Source organism: Paenibacillus sp. MAH-35 (genome assembly GCF_058135425.1).
The window spans coordinates 31,037-49,479 of record NZ_JBYUPU010000018.1 but is presented as its reverse complement, the minus strand read 5'-3'; the positions used below and the strand labels follow the sequence as shown (position 1 = coordinate 49,479).

At 53.7% G+C, this 18,443-nt stretch carries 20 protein-coding genes and 1 pseudogene; 11 read left to right on the top strand and 10 right to left on the bottom strand.

Annotation, left to right across the window (positions count from 1 at the left end; all coding sequences use genetic code 11):
- The first annotated feature begins 38 nt into the window (after window positions 1–38).
- From AC3Y2E_RS19385 to AC3Y2E_RS19355, 7 genes and pseudogenes are all read left to right on the top strand, one after another.
- Window positions 39–587, top strand: a complete 549-nt coding sequence (locus tag AC3Y2E_RS19385) for a hypothetical protein (protein ID WP_379213216.1) — start codon at window positions 39–41, stop codon at window positions 585–587.
- Window positions 588–692: 105 nt separating this feature from the next.
- Window positions 693–1,271, top strand: coding sequence for a DUF4256 domain-containing protein (locus AC3Y2E_RS19380; RefSeq protein ID WP_332073397.1), 579 nt, complete (start codon window positions 693–695; stop codon window positions 1,269–1,271).
- Window positions 1,272–1,404: 133 nt separating this feature from the next.
- Window positions 1,405–1,749, top strand: a pseudogene (locus tag AC3Y2E_RS19375) (helicase); the annotation flags it as partial.
- A 189-nt stretch (window positions 1,750–1,938) separates the two neighbouring features.
- Window positions 1,939–2,169 (top strand): AbrB/MazE/SpoVT family DNA-binding domain-containing protein, encoded by a 231-nt coding sequence (locus tag AC3Y2E_RS19370; RefSeq protein WP_190931970.1) that lies wholly within the window; start codon window positions 1,939–1,941, stop codon window positions 2,167–2,169.
- Complete coding sequence (mazF, locus tag AC3Y2E_RS19365) at window positions 2,163–2,504, top strand: endoribonuclease MazF (protein ID WP_190931969.1); 342 nt, start codon at window positions 2,163–2,165, stop codon at window positions 2,502–2,504. Before AC3Y2E_RS19370 ends, mazF begins: the two co-directional genes overlap by 7 nt.
- Window positions 2,505–2,594: 90 nt before the next feature.
- Entirely contained in the window at window positions 2,595–3,140 is a 546-nt protein-coding gene (locus tag AC3Y2E_RS19360; RefSeq protein ID WP_379213212.1) for a histidine phosphatase family protein, read from the top strand.
- A 314-nt stretch (window positions 3,141–3,454) separates the two neighbouring features.
- On the top strand, window positions 3,455–4,741 hold the full coding sequence (locus tag AC3Y2E_RS19355) for a leucine-rich repeat domain-containing protein (RefSeq protein ID WP_379213210.1): 1,287 nt from the start codon (window positions 3,455–3,457) through the stop codon (window positions 4,739–4,741).
- A gap of 88 nt (window positions 4,742–4,829) precedes the next feature.
- On the opposite strand, the gene cntE is transcribed toward AC3Y2E_RS19355, so the two are convergent.
- The 6 genes from cntE to cntA are packed head-to-tail and all read right to left on the bottom strand — an operon-like array spanning window position 4,830 to window position 11,114.
- Window positions 4,830–6,017 carry a staphylopine family metallophore export MFS transporter CntE gene (gene cntE / locus AC3Y2E_RS19350; protein ID WP_379213208.1) on the bottom strand — a complete coding sequence of 396 codons (1,188 nt, stop codon included), beginning with the start codon at window positions 6,015–6,017 and terminating at the stop codon, window positions 4,830–4,832.
- A gap of 39 nt (window positions 6,018–6,056) precedes the next feature.
- Complete coding sequence (locus tag AC3Y2E_RS19345; RefSeq protein ID WP_379213206.1) at window positions 6,057–6,812, bottom strand: ABC transporter ATP-binding protein; 756 nt, start codon at window positions 6,810–6,812, stop codon at window positions 6,057–6,059.
- The gene (gene cntD, locus AC3Y2E_RS19340) at window positions 6,799–7,629 is read right to left on the bottom strand and encodes a staphylopine uptake ABC transporter ATP-binding protein CntD (RefSeq protein ID WP_379213203.1); all 831 of its coding nucleotides are present in this window, start codon (window positions 7,627–7,629) and stop codon (window positions 6,799–6,801) included. The genes AC3Y2E_RS19345 and cntD overlap by 14 nt, the downstream gene beginning before the upstream one ends.
- The gene (gene cntC, locus AC3Y2E_RS19335; RefSeq protein WP_379213201.1) at window positions 7,629–8,519 is read right to left on the bottom strand and encodes a staphylopine uptake ABC transporter permease subunit CntC; all 891 of its coding nucleotides are present in this window, start codon (window positions 8,517–8,519) and stop codon (window positions 7,629–7,631) included. Before cntC ends, cntD begins: the two co-directional genes overlap by 1 nt.
- Window positions 8,520–9,452: a nickel/cobalt ABC transporter permease gene (gene opp1B / locus AC3Y2E_RS19330; RefSeq protein WP_379213199.1), complete on the bottom strand. Its 933-nt coding sequence runs from the start codon at window positions 9,450–9,452 to the stop codon at window positions 8,520–8,522.
- Between the two features lie 54 nt (window positions 9,453–9,506).
- Window positions 9,507–11,114 carry a staphylopine-dependent metal ABC transporter substrate-binding lipoprotein gene (gene cntA, locus AC3Y2E_RS19325; RefSeq protein WP_379213197.1) on the bottom strand — a complete coding sequence of 536 codons (1,608 nt, stop codon included), beginning with the start codon at window positions 11,112–11,114 and terminating at the stop codon, window positions 9,507–9,509.
- A 333-nt stretch (window positions 11,115–11,447) separates the two neighbouring features.
- Here cntA and AC3Y2E_RS19320 point away from each other — a divergent pair, with 333 nt between their 5' ends.
- Window positions 11,448–12,332 carry an aminoglycoside phosphotransferase family protein gene (locus AC3Y2E_RS19320; protein ID WP_379213195.1) on the top strand — a complete coding sequence of 295 codons (885 nt, stop codon included), beginning with the start codon at window positions 11,448–11,450 and terminating at the stop codon, window positions 12,330–12,332.
- A 39-nt stretch (window positions 12,333–12,371) separates the two neighbouring features.
- On the top strand, window positions 12,372–12,944 hold the full coding sequence (locus AC3Y2E_RS19315; RefSeq protein WP_379213193.1) for a DUF1697 domain-containing protein: 573 nt from the start codon (window positions 12,372–12,374) through the stop codon (window positions 12,942–12,944).
- A gap of 142 nt (window positions 12,945–13,086) precedes the next feature.
- Here the strand turns inward: AC3Y2E_RS19315 and AC3Y2E_RS19310 are convergent, their stop codons facing one another.
- The 3 genes from AC3Y2E_RS19310 to AC3Y2E_RS19300 form a co-directional block, all read right to left on the bottom strand.
- Window positions 13,087–13,839, bottom strand: a complete 753-nt coding sequence (locus AC3Y2E_RS19310) for a suppressor of fused domain protein (protein ID WP_190931959.1) — start codon at window positions 13,837–13,839, stop codon at window positions 13,087–13,089.
- Window positions 13,840–14,282: 443 nt separating this feature from the next.
- On the bottom strand, window positions 14,283–14,888 hold the full coding sequence (locus AC3Y2E_RS19305) for a pentapeptide repeat-containing protein (RefSeq protein ID WP_190931976.1): 606 nt from the start codon (window positions 14,886–14,888) through the stop codon (window positions 14,283–14,285).
- A 21-nt stretch (window positions 14,889–14,909) separates the two neighbouring features.
- Window positions 14,910–15,548 (bottom strand): pentapeptide repeat-containing protein, encoded by a 639-nt coding sequence (locus AC3Y2E_RS19300; protein ID WP_379213190.1) that lies wholly within the window; start codon window positions 15,546–15,548, stop codon window positions 14,910–14,912.
- A 197-nt stretch (window positions 15,549–15,745) separates the two neighbouring features.
- Here AC3Y2E_RS19300 and AC3Y2E_RS19295 point away from each other — a divergent pair, with 197 nt between their 5' ends.
- Together AC3Y2E_RS19295 and AC3Y2E_RS19290 are read left to right on the top strand one after the other, a co-directional pair.
- A complete protein-coding gene (locus AC3Y2E_RS19295) occupies window positions 15,746–16,267 on the top strand; it encodes an ankyrin repeat domain-containing protein (RefSeq protein ID WP_379213188.1) in 522 nt (173 codons plus the stop codon).
- The gene (locus AC3Y2E_RS19290; RefSeq protein WP_379213186.1) at window positions 16,267–16,833 is read left to right on the top strand and encodes a 5' nucleotidase, NT5C type; all 567 of its coding nucleotides are present in this window, start codon (window positions 16,267–16,269) and stop codon (window positions 16,831–16,833) included. The genes AC3Y2E_RS19295 and AC3Y2E_RS19290 overlap by 1 nt, the downstream gene beginning before the upstream one ends.
- Before the next feature lie 173 nt (window positions 16,834–17,006).
- On the opposite strand, the gene AC3Y2E_RS19285 is transcribed toward AC3Y2E_RS19290, so the two are convergent.
- The gene (locus AC3Y2E_RS19285) at window positions 17,007–18,308 is read right to left on the bottom strand and encodes a S8 family peptidase (protein WP_379213184.1); all 1,302 of its coding nucleotides are present in this window, start codon (window positions 18,306–18,308) and stop codon (window positions 17,007–17,009) included.
- Window positions 18,309–18,443 lie beyond the last annotated feature (135 nt).

Below are 18,443 nucleotides of genomic sequence, written 5' to 3'. Positions count from 1 at the left end.
CATCACACCTCCAGCTTAGCGAAAGGAACCGATATAACATGAAAGAACCATCTGAACAGCTCATTGAATGGCTGGGCCACCCGTACAATCCCAAGGATGTACAAGCTTTGCTGCAACCATTCGGCGTCAAGCGAATGCCGCCCCCGAACAGCTATTTCAACGACGATATCATCTGGTCTGTGAAATCATCGATCCGCATCGATCTTTATCGCGCACCTAAAATAAATGATCTTACCGGGCTCCAATATACAAACCAGGATGGATGGATCATAGGTGCCATTCATTTTCTTGCGCCCGGGTCGGATGACAGAATTAAAGCTCCGTTTGCCGGGACCCTTCCCCTGGGTATTACCATGAGCTCAACACCGAATGAGTCGATCAAGGCATATGGTCAGCCTCAACTTGATGAAGAATGTGAATGGCCCGGTTATTCCGGTCGACTGTTGGCATGGCGCAAGCCGGGCATAAATATCGTGATCGAATATGCGTACACGGAGACCGATTGCGTGATGAGAAGCTGCACGGCCTGTTTGATCGGCTGTATAGGCGCCTGGCGCAACGATCATCCGGACGTCTTTGCTCCTTGACGGGAGGTTCCCCTCGCTCCAGTGTGGGAAGAATAAAGGGTATCCGTTATGAAATGCGATGCACCGCTTATCCGGACGCAGCTTATTTGAAGGGAGACTATGAAGATGACAACAAGCTCCAGCAGCAGTAAGAAAGAGTTATCGCCGGAACAACGGGAAGGACTGCTCCGAACATTAAAAGTCCGTTTTGAGAAAAATAAGAACCGCCATCAGGACCTGGAATGGGCTAACGTTCAAGCAAGGCTCGAAGCTCATCCCGACAAGCTGTGGTCGCTCCATGAAATGGAGGAGACTGGCGGCGAGCCGGATGTCGTCGGTTATGACCCGAAGACGGGCGAATACCTGCTTTGCGATTGTTCCGCGGAAAGTCCCAAGGGGCGCCGAAGTATTTGTTACGACCGTGAAGCGCTGGAGTCGAGGAAAGAACATAAGCCGAACAATACGGCGATCGATATGGCAGCCGAGATAGGCATTGAGCTTTTAACGGAAGAACAATACCGGGAGCTGCAGAAGCTTGGGAAATTCGATTTGAAAACGTCAAGCTGGGTGCAAACGCCCGCTGCTATTCGGAAGCTCGGCGGGGCCCTCTTCTGCGATCGCCGTTACGACACGGTCTTCGTATACCACAACGGAGCGGATTCCTACTATGCCGCTAGAGGATTCAGAGGCTCGCTAAAGGTTTAAAGATGCAGTAGGTGTCCATTACGGACAAGCCGGCCAGCGGAGGTTGGAGTTAGACGGAAAAACCAGAAAAACCAAGCCCTGAGATTCAGGAACTTGGTTTTTTATGTAATATCAGATAGATAACTGGTACAGGAACGAAAAAATGAAACAGATCGTCTCGACCATTCAAAAGGAGCAAAACGTCATTATCCGGAACGGACATTCTCGAGAGCTGATCATTCAAGGCGTCGCCGGGTCCGGGAAAACGTCGGTCGCTTTGCACCGGGTCGCTTTCTTACTGTACAGGTTTAAAGGGACGTTAACGTCCGAAAACATTTTGATTATTTCCCCCAACAAGGTGTTTGCCGACTATATTTCCAATGTGCTGCCGGAGCTTGGGGAAGAAATGATTCCGCAGATCCGAATGGAGGAGGTGGCCGTTAGGGAGCTGGCGGGATTGTGCGAGTTCCAAACCTTCGACGAGCAGGTGGCGGAGCTTGGCGATACGGTTGTTTATTGCGGAGACCGAAGTGTAAAGGGGTGTTCATTTCTTCATCTAAGGCCAGAACATAATCTTAAGCGCTTTGCTAAGCATAACAAAGAAAACAGTAAGAAATCCGCAATCGCAAGTTGACTTTTTTTAACTAGTAAGTTTATACTTTGTATATACTTACTGGGAGGTGGTTTTATGTTTCAAGTTCAGAAATGGGGGAACAGCTTGGGCATTCGCATCCCGAAGTCCCTTGCTATAAAGGTCGGCCTTGAGGAAGGCTCCGAGGTCGATCTCGACGTGGAAAATGGACACCTTGTCATTAAGCCGAAGTCTGCCACTCTGGACGAGCTCCTTGCCCAGGTCACACCGGATAATCTGCATCAAGAGATATCGACCGGCAAGCCGCAAGGACGGGAGTCATGGTAACCAATCCCTATGTGCCGGACCGCGGCGACTTGGTGTGGCTGCAATTCAACCCTCAAGCAGGCCATGAGCAAGCTGGGAGGCGCCCTGCCTTGGTCATCTCTCCTGCCCTGTATAACGGGAAGGTCGGGCTCTCCCTGCTCTGTCCGATTACTTCCAAAATCAAGGGCTATCCGTTTGAGGTTATCATCCCTCAGGATTTACCTGTTGAGGGGGCAATCCTTTCCGATCAGGTGAAAAGTCTCGACTGGCAGTCCCGACAAGCGGCTTTTATTTGCAAAGTGCCGAATGAGACACTGGCTGAGGTGATTTCTAAAATGGAGCTGTTGATACGCTAACAAATGTCTCGCCTTCCGGCTCGTGCAGGGAGGCCTTCTTGCTATATGAAGACCTTTTCTAATAATCGAAGTTCAAGAAAGGAGCGAACCATGGCCCAAAATCTATATATCGTGCGGCATTGCCAAGCCGAAGGGCAGGCGCCGGATGCCAAGCTCACCGACCTGGGGAGGCAGCAAGCCGTGAAGCTTGCCGATTTCCTCATAGACAAAGAGATCGACTATATCGTTTCAAGCCCTTATGAGAGGGCTTACCGGACAATAGCTCCATTAGCGGAACGGCTGGGTGTCGAAGTGGTTTTGGACGATCGATTGACGGAGAGGGTTTTATCCGGAAAAAACAATGTGGATTGGCGGGACATGCTTCGTAAGACATACGAGGATTTGGACTTATGCTACGAGGGTGGGGAATCCAGCAGCACTGCTATGAGCCGCGCCGTTAGCGTGGTGAAGGAAGTGGTGAGCGGCGGGTACCGGAACGCCGTCGTCGTTTCGCACGGTAACCTGATCTCTCTGCTATTGAAGCATTATGATAGCCGGATCGGGTTCGAAGAGTGGGAAGCGTTGTCTAATCCGGACGTGTATCAACTTTCCTTCGCAGAGGATCAGATTAGCCTGTATCGGATCTGGCCGGAATGATTAAGAGGGCGAAAAGTTGAGGGGCTTAACAAATTGAGCCTATATCCCCATAATCGCCCATGCAAGCAGGAACAAAGTCCGCTGACCTTTTGCTCACAACAGCCTATAATGAGAGTTATTACGGAAGGACAGCAGACGTGCATCGTTAATATCATAAAGGCCTTCTGTACTCCGACAAAAAACGATGAATCGGGCCTGCGAGCCTTATCCGACGAAGCAGGAAGCGGTCAGCCGTCTGAACGTATCATTGAGCCGATCATTACGGAGCGTTACCGGGACTGGACAAGCCGCCGGCAATCGGCAGGAGGAGCGCCATGGATATTACCCAAGATTTTATAGATGAACGTTTCAAAGCTTTTGTGCTGGAGAACTTTTGCGGCAATCGCGAATCGATTCGGACGGGCGATGTGGAGCGGATTGTATCGCTGAAGCTGGCGAACCAGAACTATTCAAGCCTGAAGGGGATCGAGCATTTCTCGTCTCTGGAGGAGCTGGATTGCTCGTACAATCAGCTGACGGAGCTCGATGTCAGCAAGAATGTAAAGCTGCGAGCTTTGGAATGCAGAGTGAACAAGCTAACCGTTCTGGATACGGGGAACCAACCGAATTTGGAAAGGCTGATCTGCTCCTACAACAAGCTGATTCATCTGGATGTCAGCCGCAATCCGTTGTTGAAAGAGCTGGACTGCAACAAAAACGAGATTCATTCGCTAGAGTTGGCGAATAACTCCGAGCTGGAGATGTTGGACTGCGGGTTTAACCGGATTCGGGATCTGGATGTCAGCCGCAATGCCATGCTCGCCAAGCTGGATTGTTATTGGAATCTCTTATCGGAACTGCACGTAGACCGGAATGTGAATTTGGAAAAGCTGAACTGCGGCTACAATTCCATGTTCCAGTTGAATGTGGAGCACAATAGCCGGCTTACGTTTCTCGATTGCGGAAACAATCATTTGATCGGGTTGGATCTCAAGGGCTGTGCGGACTTGGTTGAACTCCGCTGCAACCACAATCATCTTACGAAGTTGGACGTAACCGGCAACCCGGCTTTGCAAAGCTTACGGTGCTTCAACAACCACATTACCGGATTGGATCTTAGCCGTAATTCCCAATTGACCGAGCTTTATTGCTCGGAGAACAAACTCACGAAGCTGGACACGAGCTGCAATCCGAAGCTGGGACGGGTGGATTATGCCAATAATTGCATCGTGGAGCCGGATCATGCGGTCCAGGGAGTCGGGACATTTCAGTACGATGTCTCGTCGTCTACCTACAGCGCGGTGCTTGGCTACAAGGGGAAGGAGCTGCCGGTTACGACGGATGCGTCTGCCAAGGCGGATATGAAGCGTCTGTCGCCTCTGATCAGGAAGGCGTGGGAGCGGTTGGACGAGCTTGCCGAGCAAGCGCTGGGGCTGATTGCCGAAGCGCATCCGGACGAAGACGTGACCGAACTGGTGTTGTCCGAGCTGGGCTTCGACCGGGACGGCAACTTTCATTTGGGTTACGATGCGGGCGATTCCCCGGCCGGACAGCTGTATATTTTCGTGGAATTTGATAAGAAGCTGGAGATGAACGGCGAACTCGTTTATGAGACGTATTAGCAGCTGACAGGCAAATCAACCGGGAAAGGCGCTCGTTCCTCTGACACGGAACGTTTAGCGCCTTTTTGCGTATTTTCGCGGGGGCGGCTTAACCTGACTCGGCAAGCCTCGCGCGCCTCCCGTAGGCGAACACAATCATCGCCGTGCTTAAGATCGCGCACATCGTATACATAGACGAATAAGAAGAAAGATCCGCGATCGGCCCCATCACCATCCCGCCCAGTGACACCCCCAAGTCGGCCATGGCGATGAACAGCCCAACCAGCACGTTGCGGCTTGCCTGAGGCAGCACAAAGGTCAAATACGTCGTCAGCGTAGGATAGAGAAGCGCCTGGGCGATCCCCATCAACACCGCACCTGTGTAAAAGAGGATCACTCCCCCCGCTACAGCGAAGCTTACACAGAAGGCGGAGATGGAGAGCAGGAGCATGAGGCCCATCACAAACAAGGAATGCCATTTGCCGTCGGAAGGGATGCTTTTCCTGCAAAGAAACCGGGCGAGCACGACAGTCGCGGCCTGAAGCATCAAATAAACGGCGGCATTGCCGCCCTGAATCTGCCCGGCGTACAACGGAATAAAGGTCGTTACCGCGCCGAAGACGAGAGAAGCGGCAAGCATCAGGACGCTGCATTTGAATAAATGCGGGTTTCGGACGAGCTGTCCAAATGAACTCATTATCGTCGAGCCTTGCTTGGTTGACCCGGCAGCGGGCAAGACGGATTTTGTGTCCACTTTGGCGCTGTAGCCCACAACTCCCGTAAGCACCGCGATGGCGATCATCGCCACTGTAAAAACATGCATCTCGCCAGTCTGCCACATACCTAAAGCGAGCAGGGGGCCGATGATGCCCGGCATCGAAGCGCAAAGGGAGTACATCGAGATGCCCTGGGAACGGTCCTTGTCCGGCAAAGCGTCGATAATGCCGAGCTGCAGAGCCATCGAGAAAAAGGCGGTGCATACCCCTTGCAGCATGCGGGCGACGAAGTATCCTTCCAGTCCGGTAAACGTGTATAGAAGCAGCGCCAAGCCGTTGACCGCAAGAATGGTGCGCAGCACCCGGATGGGGCCGTATTTCTGGATTACCAGGCCTGCCCACGGGCGAAACAGCATCGTGGTGAACAGATACGCGCCCATGATCACGCCGATCGTCGTATTGGTCGCCCCAAGAGATTGTCCCTGTAAAGGGAGGATGACGTTCAGGATCGCATTCGCGCTAAAGTAGAGAAGCGTCAATCCGTATAACCGCAGAAAAGGCCATGACAGCGCTCCTTTCAAAACGTCCGCTCCTCTCTAAGTTTGTTGATAGCCCATGGGTCAAGTCAAAACCATGCGCAGCAATTTTCTGGCATAGGGGGATTGCACGTCGTTTAATTGCCCGATCGGGACGATTTCCTCGATGTGGCCGTCGCGGATGATCATGATTCTGTCGCAGAGGTAAGCGGCGGCCTGCAGATCGTGAGTGATGAAGATATAGCCGACGTTGTACAGAGCTTTCAAGCTTTTCAGCAGGTCCAGCACCTGAAGCTGAACCGACCCGTCCAGCGAGCTGACGGCTTCGTCCAATAAGATGCACCGCGGTTCGGTCGAGACGGCTCTGGCGATGCATACCCGCTGGGCTTCCCCGCCGGATAGCTCGTGCGGATATTTGGTCCGGTAGGACGGCTCCAGTCCGACTTGATGCAGCAGGACGTCGATTTTGCGGTTATACTCGTCCCGAAGCTTGCCTTGCTGCTTGTTTTGCAGCTTCCAGGGCTCCATCAGCGCTTTCTCCACGGTATAAAACGGATGGATCGAGGACGAGTAGTCCTGGAAGACGGCGCTTAATTTCCCCGATCGGGCCCGGCGGTTATGTGCTCGTTCCCCATCCCAGGATATGGTTCCGCGATCCGGTTTCTCGATCCCGAGCAGCAGCCGTCCCAAGGTCGATTTGCCGCTGCCGCTTTCCCCGATGATGCCGAGACACTCCCCCTGCTCCCACTCGAAGCTGATGCCGTTCAGTACTTGCCGGCGTTCTCTGGAGAACAAGCCGCCGGTCCGGTACGACTTCTCGACCTGTTCAACCTTCAGCAATGCAGGACCCTCCCATCACAAGCTGAAATTGACGGTTCAGCGCCTGCTTCGCCGATACGAGATAGCGGGTGTACGCATGACGGGCGCCTGTGAAAATGTCCCGGGTCGTGCCGCTTTCCACGATTTCCCCGTCCTTCATCACGAGAACCTCGTCCGAGAGCCGCCGGACAACGCCGAGGTCGTGAGAAACGAAAATCATCGAGCAGCCGATCCGGCCCCGCAATAAAGCGAGCTGCTCAATCACCTCGTACTGCGATACGGCGTCCAGCGCGGTCGTCGGCTCATCGGCGATCACCACCTCCGGCTCGAGTGCGAGCGCCAGCGCGATCATGACCCGCTGCAGCATGCCGCCCGACAGCTGGTGCGGATAACTGTTCATGACGGCGATCGGGTCTTTGAGCATGACGCTTTCCATCGCTTGTTTCATGTTGGCGGTGATCTCTTCGCGGCTCCAGCCGAGATGCCTGCCCAGCGTTTCCTTGAAGTGAACTCCGATCACACAAGACGGATCGAAGGCACGCATCCCGTTCTGCACGATCATGCACAGCTGCTTTCCCCGCCTTTTCCGCATTTCTTTCTCCGGCAGCCGGCTTAAGTTGACTCCGCCCAGCACGATATCTCCCGATTGACCGGTCCCAGCTTTGTTCAGCCTCATGACGGCCCGGCAGGTCACAGACTTGCCGCTGCCGCTCTCCCCGACGATGGCCAGACAGCTCCCGGGTTTGACTTCAAACGAACTGCCCGGAATGAGCAGGTTGCCCGTCCGGCTGTCCCATACTTTCAAATTGGAGACGATCAAGCCGTTCGCGGCCGTCATCACGCCACCTCTTTCCCTTGAAGCTTGGCCGCATCGGCTGCAGCCGGTCGTTGTTGTTGCCGGGAAGCTCGTAACTTCGGGTCCCAGACCACTTGAAGCGCGTCGGCCAAAAAGTTGACCGCCGACACGATAACGATGATCGCAATACCGGGAGCCAGCATCTGCTCCGGCCTGGAGAACATGACGGCTCGCGCTTCGTTCAGCATCATGCCCCATTCCGCATTCGGCGCCTGGATGCCCAGTCCGAGAAAGGAGAAGCCCGAGATCTGCAGAATCATGGAGCCGAACGAGCTGCTGGAGACGACGGCGATATCCGGGAGCGTCAGCGGGACAATATGCCTCGTGATGATATGGAAATGGCCGGCGCCTACCGCTTTGGCGAATTTCACATAATCGGATTCCACGTACTGCAAAACCGATGTCCGGACGATGCGGGCGAACCAGGCCCATTTCATCAGCACGAAGGCGAGTAAGATCGTTTCGAGGCCGACCCCCAACACGCCGATGACCGCGAGCACCATCACATAACCGGGAAACGAAAGCATACAGTCGCATATTCTCATCAGGACGGTGTCCGTTTTGCCTCTGAAATACCCCGCAATCAGGCCGACCGCCGCCCCGAACCCTACCGAAGCGGCAAGCGTTGCCAGCACCCAAAGGACACTCGGACGGATGCCGAAAAGGAGGCGGGACAAGACGCACCTTCCGAGATGATCGTTGCCCAGCCAATATTCCCCGGATGCCGCTGCAAAGCGAAGCTCCATATGGACCTCGTTAGGGTCGTGCGGAGCAAGCAGGGGGGCGAACATACCGGCAGCCAATGTGCCCGCGACGATAAACAGGGATAGGGCGGCCAGCTTGTCGCTCCATAGTTGTTTCAGCAGGTTCATCTACAGATCATTCCTTAGCTTGGGGTTCGCCGCCGCTTGAGCGATATCGGAGACGGTATTAAACAGGACAAAGGCCGAAGCGAGCACAAGCACGTACGCCTGGATGACCGGGAAATCCCGGCTCAGGACGGCTTGCACGCTGAGCGTACCCAGTCCGGGCCATGCGAACAGATTTTCCACGACGACCGTGCTTCCGAGAAGGATCGGAATCGCCATGCCGAACATCGAGATAGCCACTTGCAGCGAGTTGCGGAGTACATGCAGCGTAATCCTGGATTCCGGGAGACCGCATGCCCGGCCGTACAGCACATAGTCTTCGTTCAGGTTGCTGAGCATCGAGCTTCGGATCGTGCGGAAGTAGATGCCGGCGAAGCCGATCGTGATCACCGCGACCGGCAAAACGTAACTGGCATACGAGTCCATCCCGCTTGTCGGCAGAAGGTTCAGCTTGACGGAGAAATACCAGACCATCAGAGCGGCGAGCCAATAGGGAGGCATGGAAGTCAGCAAAAAGGAGGCGCCCCGGATCGACCGGTCCAGCGCGGTTCCTTCTCGGAGCGCGCATACGACGCCGAACGTTACGGATACGATCAGAATAGCCGCTGCGGATACGAGAGTCAGCTTCAGCGTATGGAGAAAGGCCGGTCCCAGCAGTGTCCATACGGGCTTGCCCGTGACGTACGAGTCACCGAATTCCAGCTGGAGACAAGAGACAAGCCAGTCCAGATACCGGGTAAGAAAGGGCCGGTCCATGCCGAGTGCGGCTTTCGTCTCCGCGATCAGTTCGTCCGTAATGCTCGGTACGCCTTGCGCGTGCAGCACAATCTCGACCGGGTCCAAGGCGGACAGGTGATTGAGGGCGAACGTGATCAAGGAAATCATGACGAGCAGAGGAACCGAGATCAGCAGCCTTTTGGCGATATATCGTCCCATCGCATTTCCCTTCTTTCAAGCGAACCGAAGGGGAACGGAATTCCCCTCCGCTGCTTATTCGAAATACAAACGCTCAAACGGTAGCTCGAATTGCGTTTGCTTAAAGGAGACGCCCTGCAGGTCTTTGGGGGCGACGACTGTGACGCTGCCGTTCGTAATCGGGATGAAGACGGCCTCGTCGTGTACGATCCGAAGGATGTCGGCGTACAACGCCTTGCGTGTCTTCTCGTCTGCGGATACGGTGACTTCGTCTATTTTGCCGTACAGCTCGGATGCTTTCGCGATGCCCCGGGTCGCGTGGTAATACGCAGATTCGGAGGTGAAGGCGGCTATGGTGCTTTGCGGATCGTATGCGAGTCCCCAGGTTTGGTTGAACATCAGCTCATAATCGCCCGACGATCTTCTCTGGGCGATGGAGGACGATTGTTCGCCGATCAGCTCCAGTGCGATCCCGATTTGTTTGGCTGTGCTTTGAATGAATTCGGCCTGCGTCTTCTGGGAATTGGAGTTGACGTCGTAGATCAGCCTCATCGTTAACTTGCTGCCCGCTTTGGTGCGAGTCTCGCTGCCGCTTTCTGCCTTCCAGCCCGCTTGATCCAATAGCTTCTTGGCGGTCTCCAGGTCGTAGTTCCGTTTCTTCAAATCAACATTGGCGTAGTTAACGTTGGAGGAGAATAACGCAAAGGCGGGCGTCTCCGTGCCGCTGAAAATTTGCTTGCCGATCGTCTCCCTGTCGATCGAATGCCAGAGCGCTTCGCGGACAGCCGTCTCTTGTACGGGACTGCCCGTCTTACTGGTGTTGGCGACGATCATCTTCGTATTCATCGGCTCGCTCCGGATCAGCCGGTATTTGCCCGATTGCACCAGCTGATTCATCGCCTCCACATCGATGCTGTCCGCGCCGCGGTCGTCCGTGAACACGAAGTTCACCTCGCCTTTTTGCAGCGCCAGAAACGTCGTTTCACCCGCCGGAAGCACTTTGGCCGTAATTTGCTTCAATTTCGGCGCACCGCCCCAGTACGTCTCATTTGCCGTAAACGTGGCGTATTGATCGGTCTTATGTTCAGCGAGCTTGTAGGGACCCGTACCGTTGTAGCCTTTGACGCCATCCTTGGTGCCGCCGCTTCCGAAATCTTTGGGGGACAAGAAGACATAGGGGCGGGTCATCGACAATTCGAGTAAGGTTGGATCGTACGGTTCGGTCAGCGCAAGTCGTACAGTATGTTCATCGACTGCAGCGACGCTTGCGATCTTGGTCGACAGCTTGATCCAGGCATGCTTGCCGGCGTTGCTTTGGACCGCTTCGATATTGGCTTTCACCGCTCCCGCGTTGAATGGTTCCCCGTCATGGAACGTTACGCCTTTTCGCAAGCGGAACGTGTACGTCTTTCCATCGGGAGAAATGTCCCAGGATTCGGCGAGCAGCGGCTTGATCCCGTCCTTCGTGTTCTCGACCAGCGATTCGTATACCATTCCTTGCGCCGGCATGGAGCCTGTGTACAGATGAGGGTTCATGTCATTGATGTCTTTGGCCGTAGCATACACGAGCGATTGAGCCGGCTTCGGCGTCCCTGCGGTTTCCGTGCTACTTCCATTGCAGCCTGCCAACACCAGCAGAGCGGCCATCGACCCCGCCAGCCAAGCCGTTAAGGTTCGTTTCATATTCGGTCCTCCTCGTATGTAGAGAATTATAAATAGTAAATATTACGATTTACTTAACGGATTATACCGAATCGGATGGGGAGGCGTCAATATGATCTTTAGGTTTGGGAGCAAAAAGTTGAGACAGATTGTTGCGGACGATTCATCGGTTTTTGGGTGATATTTGCGCCAAATCGTTCTCCCGAGGGGGGATCCCCGCGGCAACGCTTTTCCATCTCATCCGCCAAAAGTGTTATAATAATCGAACTGGGAGGTGCTGACGATGAAAGAACCGATGCTCAAAAAAGCGATGGAAAGAAAATGATAGATTCGCTGTGTGAGAGGAAGATTTGATTGGGTTTCCCTATAACCAAAGTGAAATGGATCGAAAAAAAGGAAATCCTCGATCCATTGCTGGATCAGCCGGACAGCTTGATGGAACATCCGATCAATCAAGGCTTTGAAGCCGAGGTGACGAGGCTTGACTCGGGTCAGGCGAGCTATGTTCTGAAAGTCTGGAACAAAAGTTCCAAGCCGGACGTCCGTTTTCAATATCATTTGCTGAACGCTCTACTCGAACGCGGGGTGTCCGTTCCTGCACCGGTAGGATGGGGAATCGATGCAAATGGAGATCAGGTGCTGCTGACGACCTATGACGGCATGCCCGTTAAAAAGCTGCCTGCCCAGAAAATAATCGAGCTCGCGAAACTTTTAACGAAGATTCATCATATTAAGGTGGAAGAGATCGGACATGTGCCGATTCCGAAATACGATTTCGCGGAATACTTCTTCCCTGGAGTAAGCGAACATGCCGATCTGGCCAATGCGCTTGCGGCTCTGCTGCAGCTGACGGACATCAAGCAGGAGTGGCTGATCCATGGCGATTACCATCTGGGCAACATTGTGGAAGCGGATCACCGGTTAACTGTGATCGATTGGACGAACGGGCAAGCCGGGGATTTCAGATATGATTTCGCCTGGTCGTTTATTTTGTTAGTTCTGTATGGTACCGAACGGAGCGCGCACGCCTTTCGCACCGCTTATGTATCAGAGCAGGATGTGAAGCCGGAAGAGCTGGAGGTGTTTGTAGCGCTTGCTTGCCTCCGATGGATGCAGTTGGCTAGAAGAGGCGGTGCGCCGAAGGGGTCTAAAACGATGGAGAAGATGAAGAAGCTCTTGACGAATCATCCGTTTTTGAACAAGTTTGCGTTTAGCGGCCTTGGAGCGCAAAGTGAATAAGTTTCCAGTAATAAAAAATGGAAAGCGGGGGGGAGTCGAATGACGATACATATCGCGCTGCTCAGAGGTATCAACGTAGGCGGGAACAATAAAATCAAGATGGCGGACCTCCGGGAAGCTTTGAACCGGATCGGCTTGGCCCGGGTCCAGACGTACATCCAGAGCGGCAATATTTTGTTCGAGTCGGATGAGGAAGAGGCTGATCTGCGTCAGCGGATCGAACAGGTCATCACGGACGAGTTCGGTCTCTCGATTCGGACGATTCTACGAACGGCGGAGGAAATGAACGCAATCGCCTCGAGCTGTCCGTTCACGGAGGAGCAGATGGCCAAGGCGGGGAAAGACTCGGTTGGCGAGGTGCTGTATGTGTCGATGCTGCTCGAGGAGCCGCCTGCCGACCGCGTGGAGAGGCTGAAGGCGTTCGAGACCGATGGCGAGACGTTCCACCTGACCGGCAACAATATGTACCTCTTGTTCAACCCCAGCATCCGCAATTCGAAGCTGGCGATTCAGGCGGACAAGCTGGGCGTACCGACGACCGTGCGAAACTGGAAAACGATCAACAAGCTGGCTGCGTTAGCAAACGAAATGGCGGAAGACAAGAAAGCGTAGAGGAAAGGCGGACGGTGACGAGCGGCCTGGGATCGTCCAGAGAGGGCGTGCAGCAGAGCGGGGAGAAAATAGCAAAGAGGGGAGTCTCCCCTCTTCGAGATGAATCGATGACAAGCAATGGCAATCGCTAGTGAACTGGCACCTACTGCTTGCAAGTATTGATCCGGTTCGGATTTAGAACCAGTGCATCATTTCCCAGCTCCAATAATTGATCCATCAGCGCATCCATGCCGTGTTCCAATTTGTATTCCATCTCCTCTTTGTACACCGGGAGCAGGAAATAAACGTTGATCTTATTGCCGTCTTTGGTTGCAATTTCGCTAATTCTCTCGTTTAGCTGATAGATGACCACTCCATTTAAACCCGTGCTGTCGGCATAAGGCTCATAATGCTGGTAATTGGGCAAGGTATGGCCAAAGCTCAGCCACGTATTGTACTGATGGGGGAATCGAGCCATTTGTTTCATCAGTCGAATCGGCCAAAAGTTATTGTCATCTTTAACAGATTCCTCGGTCAACTCCCAGGAAGCCGGAAGAAACATCATCACTTCGGCCCGATCGAATTTCTCTTCAAGCTGTTCCTGCATCTCTTTCGGCAAAGTCATAGGCAAGTCGCTCATACCGGTCGTGTATAAGACCCAAAACGGTTCTTTTTCCGTCGGTTCCATAATGTTTACATCGATATGTACGAGATCGGACACAATCTCATGAAATACGCTGCTGTTTCTATCCGGAAACACATTATCGAAATGGGCTACGATTTCTTCCGCATATTTCATTTGGGCCGGCGGCGTAAAATCATTTGTCTCTTGTTCCTCATATTTATAGATCGTAGTGCCGTCTTTGGACTTCTCTCCGTTGTTAATACCTCCAAATAACTTTTTAAGAAAATTCATATCAATTCTCTCCTTTTGATTCTTCATCTAGCTGTTCCAACTCATAATACCACAATTCCCTACGTCGAAGGACTTGATTCTATACCTGAATTGGAAGAAAAGTGAAATAATGAGTGGAATTCCTCTTCCGGCAAAACCCGTCAGATCGCATGTTTACGTAACTACCAGCCCTCTGCCAACCAACAGATTTCATTCCTATATCTTTCGTACCGAGTATCGGCTATCGCAGGGGAGGAGGAGCCGTGCTGAAATCTAGGTTATGGAGTCCGGTCTACCGGATCGCAGATTCGGGGGGCATAAAAGAGGGCTGATTGGGATCAGCGGAAGGGTGGGGCTCAGCTGCGCAATGCTCGTTGTCGGCATGGTTTCTTTGTGGCTATTCGAGGATTCGGAAGACTGCATTCAGAAAGCCCTTCCGGATTAGAAGGGCTTGCCCTCTCCACTCAGTCAACCTTCGCCCCGAAGGAGCGCAAGAAAACGACAGCTTGAGCGGTATCCATGCGGGCTCCCTTGACGTCAAACGACTTAAAATCGACGCCGTCCATGACGGCACCCCGCAAATCCGCCCCTTGCAGCTTCGCCTTGGCCAGATTGGTCCGGGTCAGGTCACAGCCCCTCAGGTCGCATTTCTCCAGATTGGCCTCATACAGATCCGCTTCAAAAAAACGGATGTTTCTCAAATCTTGCTTGACCAGCCTGGCCTGCCGAAGATTCGTATACGACCAGTCGCCCTTCGTTAGCGTAATGCCGTCGATCCTCGCCTTCGTAAAGTCGGAGCCCATCATTTTGCAATCTACAAATTTGGCTACAAAAAGGTTGGCTTCCATAAAGCTGCAGTTTTCAAAAGCCGATTCCGTATGAATCGAACCGTTCATCGTCGCCCCTTGGAAGTTGCAATGTACGAACCGGCACCCTAACGTGTTGATTTCCTCCAAGGAAGTATGGGTGAATGTGCAGCGTTCAAACGTGCAGCGGGTAAATTCGCTTTCCCTGAGGTCCTCCCCGCTGAAACTGACCGCATCAAAGTGCCGGTCCATCTGTTGAACCATCATCTGATATCCTCCGATCGATTATTTAATGATTAAACCCAAAAGACCTACAAACGAGGAGGCCTGTTGCGGCGCAATGATACAGCCGTTCAAATCTTCGATTTCTACCATCAGCCCGCCGAAGTCGCAGTCGCTGAGATCGATCCCTTCCAGTTTGCAGCCGGACAGATTGGCCTGGTCGATCCGACACGCGGTGAACCAAGTCTTGGGCAAGGCGGAGTGAGAGTAGTCGGCGCTGATTAAGGAGCTGTTCTCAAAAGCGGCCTGCTTAAACTTGCAAAACCGGAATGCGGCGTAATCCCCCGAACAGCCGGCAAATCGGACGTTCTGGAACCGGCTCCTTGTAAAGTCCGTTCCGATCAGCTTGCAATGCCTGAATTCCGTACGGTGAAAAAACGAATCGGTCAGGCACACGTTCGACAGATCGCATTTGTCAAAAACGACGTCCGTCAGTTCGAGTCCGATCAGGGAGGAGTCCGTAACGGTTACATTCTTGAACACAATCTTCTCGAACGAAACCTTCGCCGCCTCCTGATCCTCCAAGACCATATCGCTTATAGAGAAGAGACGAAACTCGTCCTTCGGCTGAAGCGGGAATACGTCACGATCCCATGGCGTCAAGTTGTCGGGAATTTTCGGTGCCTCGATTTTCGGCTTCATCTCACGGGTCCCCCTTGTCCTTTTTTTTCGAAATACGGGTTGTTTGCTCCGGGCGTCTGATTGATTTCATTATCCCAAACGTATGTTCGAATGTCTAGCGGCGTTTCCTTTATCCGGCTTTTTTTATATAGTAGACGTAACCCTATACAACTACTTGGTCACCTGGATCTGATCATACCGAATCGGAGGAGAACGGAATGGAATCAACCCGGCTTACGAAGGAAGTTTTCCAGGCAGCGCAGTCCAATGATGCTTCGCGTCTGCAAACGATTTTGGCGGCTCATCCGCAGCTTGCGAACGAGGAAAATGAAGACGGGCTTACGCCTTTGGGTTATGCGGCGCATTTCGGCAGCCGGGAGGCTGTGCAAGTGCTGCTGGATAACGGTGCGGAGGCGAATGCTATGTCGCATTCCAAACTTTCGTTCATCCCGTCGAATACCGCGCTGCACGCCGCAATAGCGGGGGCGCGGAAGATGGAAGTCATCGAGTTGCTTCTCGCTTCCGGGGCGCAGACCGATAGTTTCGACAGCAATGGCCATACCGCATTGCATACGGCTGCCTTCCATGAAGACAATCTGGAGATCATCCGGTTGCTCGTAAGGTATGGTGCTGACGTTAACGCGGGCAGCGAAGGCGGAGAGACGGCGCTGTCTCTTGCGCTTCGTCAAGGCAACAACAACGTGGCCGCTTTGCTCCGCGAGTTTGGAGCACTGCGCTAATGCATATCGGCATCGACTTGGACAACACAATTCTCGACGCGACCTCCGCTCATTTGCACTATTACAATATAGCGTCCGGGTTATCGTTTACGCCGGATGACGTTAACGATTTTTATTTGTACCGGTTGTACGGGTGGAATCAGGATGAAATCGATGCGGTTTATATCAAGTATGGCCACGATATTCATTGGAATTCCTCCCCTCTGCCGATGGCCGTCGAAATCTTGCAGCAGCTGTACGGCAGGCACCGGCTATCCATTATTACAGCCCGGCCGCCCTATTTCCGAGAGGTTACGATGGACTGGCTGAAGCGCCATGACATTTCGTATCATCACATAGCGTTTGTTGAAAACAAGCTTCAGGCATGCATGGATGCGAGGGTGGACGTGCTGATCGATGACGGCCCTCATTATGCGGAGCAGTTTGGCAGGGCGAACCGGCCTGTTATTTTGTACGAGCAGCCCTACAACTTGTCCGTTGCCGGCGATCGGATATACCGCGCTGCCAACTGGATGGAAGTCCGGAAGCATATTGACTGCTTGGAAACGCAGCTTCATTCGGTGTAAGGCAACCCTATAATGATTCTGGCCCCGACCTAGGCGGCGAGGTAGAAGTGACCATGACCGAAAGCGGCTGGATCAGCCGCTCCGGATCGGGTGCTATGTCAGGCCATATAGGGAAGTGGGCTGACTTTGGCGATCAGCCCCCCGATCATGACTTTGTACCAGTGCCCGCTCCATTACTTCGAAACCCATCCTTTAGACGGTCTACGCTTGCTGCGAGGATTTCGCTGATTTAGCAAAAACCTCACATTCACGATGCCGCTTCCCGCTACATTGGGTCCAAGACCTAGGCGGAAGGCGTTTTTTTTCAAAGCCGCTTTCACCTGCCGGGGAGATAGAGACGGATAACGCTGCAGCAGCTGGGCGGCTGCGCCGGAAACCAGGGGCGTCGAGATGCTGGTGCCGGACAGGATGAAATAGTCGTGTCCGACCCGCAAGTAAGGGTATTCCCGATCCAGCACGGAGCCGGGAGCCCGCAGCGAGACGATCGTCTCGCCCGGCGCTACGAGGTCCGGCTTGCTCCGTCCGCCTCGTGCGGGACCGCGGCTTGAATACCACATCACGCTGTCGTCCGCTTGCCGGATGCTGCGATGATCGTCCACCGCTCCGACCGTGATAGCCGACGGGGCGCTCCCCGGCGACTCGATCGTTCGGCGCCCCGGTCCGCTGTTGCCGGCGGCAATGACGGCGACGAGTCCGGCCCGGACTGCTTTTTCCACCGCCTGGCAAAGAGGGTCGTCGCTGCAGACGGTATTCACCGGGCCGCCCAACGACATGGACAGAATGCGCAGCTTTAACCGTCTCCGGTGAAGGATGCACCACTCGATTCCTTTTATAATCGTGGAGTCGTAGCCGCTCCCTTGCCGATCCAGCACTTTAACTCCGACAATTCCCGCTTCGGGTGCGGGCCCCCTGTATATCCCCTTGCTCTCCCATCCGTTTCCTGCACAGTCGCCGGCGATATGGGTTCCGTGACCGTTATCGTCATACGGCTTTTTTCGCCCATGAATCCAATCCTTGAAAGCCACAATCCGGTTAACCGGCCGGGTCAGATCCGGATGCGGGTATACGCCTGTGTCGATCACCGCAATGTTGATCCCTTTGCCGGTAAGCCCCGTCTTCCTTCGGACGGCCGTTGCGCCGATGGAGGGCGTTGCAATATACAGCGACGTTTTTTTGATCCCGTCCAAATAAATTTTCCCGATCCCATTCCAACTGCACATCCGTTCCAGACACGGCATCGAGACGTTGGACGCCACGGAGCGGATCAGCGGAAGACGCCGGATGATCGGGAGGGGGAGAGAACCTGTATGCTGCTGCAGAGCGTTCAGCCGGGCTGGAGTGACGCGGCGTTTCAATTGGATGATGACTCGGATGGCGGCGGAAGGATTGCCGCTCGCATGGATGTGCCGAACTTTGTTTCTTAAGGGACGATTCATTTTCGACGCATAGGTTTGCAGCCAGCTTGGTCCGTCCATACGGTTGGTTCACCTCTCCGTCATTGTATGCGCGGGCCGCCCTTCAGGCTACGTTCCTACTTTTCTAGGATATAACCTCTTTTCTAGTAAGTAGGTAAAAGAGCGTTTCAGGCAAAGAGTTTCTTGCATTTACTA